General features: G+C 69.0%; 2 protein-coding genes. Both read left to right on the top strand.

The features are described from left to right. Positions 1-11: 11 nt before the first annotated feature. Positions 12-878 (top strand): tonB-system energizer ExbB, encoded by an 867-nt coding sequence (exbB, locus tag EN964_RS34245; protein ID WP_373565083.1) that lies wholly within the window; start codon positions 12-14, stop codon positions 876-878. A 4-nt stretch (positions 879-882) separates the two neighbouring features. Continuing rightward, positions 883-1,350, top strand: a complete 468-nt coding sequence (gene exbD, locus EN964_RS34240) for a TonB system transport protein ExbD (RefSeq protein ID WP_127268059.1) — start codon at positions 883-885, stop codon at positions 1,348-1,350. The last annotated feature ends 172 nt before the right edge of the window (positions 1,351-1,522 follow it).

The raw sequence follows: 1,522 nt of genomic DNA, 5'->3' as shown, positions 1-1,522 counted from the left end.
GTGCGGGGGCAATCGGCGCTGGGGCTGCGCCCGCAGCCCCAGCGCCGATTGCACCCGCACCCTCCGCACCGGCAGTCGCTCCGCCCGCCACGATGGCGCCTTCGCAGCCAGGCACCCAGCCGAACACGGGCGCGCCGTCTGAGGCCGGACCTTCGACGGCGATGGAGTTGACCTTGCCGCATGACCTGTCGCCATGGGGCATGTTCATGGCGGCCGACATTGTCGTCAAGGCGGTGATGATCGGGCTGGCCTTTGCCTCCCTCGTCACCTGGACGATATGGCTGGCCAAGTCGCTGGAGCTTTTCGGCGGCAAGCTGCGCATCCGTCGCGCCGCGCGGGCGATCGGCGAGGCCGCCACGCTGAAGCAGGCCAGCCGCACCCTCGACCGCAGCGGCGGGCCCGGCGCGCTGCTGGTGCGGGCGGCCGAGGAGGAGACCGCACTCTCGGCCGGCGCGCTCGATCATGTCTCGGGCGATGGCCTCAAGGAACGGGTCACGTCGCGCCTGTCGCGCATCGAGGCGGCGGCGGCGCGGCGCATGTCGCGCGGCACCGGCGTGCTGGCGACGATCGGGTCGACCGCGCCCTTCGTCGGCCTGTTCGGTACGGTCTGGGGCATCATGAACGCCTTCATCGGCATCTCGCAGGCGCAGACCACCAATCTCGCAGTGGTCGCGCCGGGCATCGCCGAGGCGCTGCTGGCCACCGCGATGGGCCTGGTCGCGGCGATACCGGCCGTCGTCATCTACAACGTCTTTGCCCGCTCGATAGCCGGCTATCGGCAGATCCTCGCCGATGCCTCGGCCGGGGTCGAACGGCTGGTCAGCCGCGACCTGGACTTCCGCACCGTCGCGCCGGCAACGCCACTGGCGGCGGAGTAGCGCCATGGGAAGCAGAATCCGACAGACCATGGATGACGATCTCGAGGAAAGCCACGAGATCAACGTCACCCCGTTCATCGATGTCATCCTGGTGCTGTTGATCATCTTCATGGTCGCGGCGCCGCTGGCCACGGTGGATGTCAATGTCGACCTGCCTGGTTCGACGGCAACGCCCGCGCCGAGGCCCGAGACACCGCTGTTCCTGACGCTGAAGAACGATCTGACGCTGGCGATCGGCAATGACAGCGTGCCGCGCCCGGCTTTCGCCACGACGCTGGACGCCAAGACCAAGGGCGACAAGCAGACGCGCATCTTCCTGCGCGCCGACAAGGCGGTCGCCTATGGCGACCTGATGGAGGCGATGAATCTATTGCGCGGTGCCGGCTATCTGAAGATCGCGCTGGTGGGCCTGGAGACGGCTCCCGCGTCCAATGCCCCGGCGCCCGCAGCCACTGGTGCGGCGGCGCCATGACGCAAGCGGTCGCCGTGCCCTCGGTCCAGCTGTCGCGCTTCGGTTGGCGCGACCTTGGCTTGTGGGCCGGTGCTGCCGCGCTGGTCCTTGGAGCCCATGTCGCGGTCGCCTATGCAGTGCAGAACCTCACAATGGTCACCGAAGCGGATGGCGGTCCACCCCCCGCGCAGAT

This window comes from Mesorhizobium sp. M7A.F.Ca.CA.001.10.2.1 (genome assembly GCF_003998575.1).
GTDB lineage: Bacteria > Pseudomonadota > Alphaproteobacteria > Rhizobiales > Rhizobiaceae > Mesorhizobium.
Note: the sequence above shows the minus strand (reverse complement) of the source record. Positions and strands in the feature narration are given on the sequence as shown.